This window comes from Citrobacter sp. wls613 (assembly GCF_005281195.1).
In the GTDB taxonomy this organism is placed as follows: Bacteria; Pseudomonadota; Gammaproteobacteria; order Enterobacterales; family Enterobacteriaceae; genus Citrobacter; species Citrobacter gillenii.
Genome location: NZ_SZXN01000030.1, coordinates 17691 through 17934, shown reverse-complemented (window position 1 = coordinate 17934; position 244 = coordinate 17691). Strand labels below are relative to the sequence as shown.

Here is a 244-nt window from a genome sequence, read left to right as displayed (position 1 = left end):
GCATCAGAAAGCTCCTTCGTGTATTTGACATCCAGTGCAGCAACGTCACGCTGGCGAGTTATCATGTCGGTGATGGTGGCGTTAGCCAGATTCAGCGCCTTAGTTTTCTCATCTCGCTGCTTCTTGTATTCGGTGGCGTTGTCGCGGTAGTTATTAACAGCCCAGCCAAGCGATACCAGCAGGCAGATAATCACAGCCCATATAGCTGCGGTTACGCGGCTCATTTCTGGCTCCACTCGCAGAC

The 244-nt window shown here is 52.5% G+C and carries 1 protein-coding gene; it reads right to left on the bottom strand.

Annotated features, from left to right (window positions below; translation table 11 throughout):
* On the bottom strand, positions 1-224 hold a 224-nt coding region (locus tag FDX01_RS23360; RefSeq protein WP_249360860.1), incomplete at its 3' end, for a lysis system i-spanin subunit Rz.
* Between the last annotated feature and the right edge of the window lie 20 nt (positions 225-244).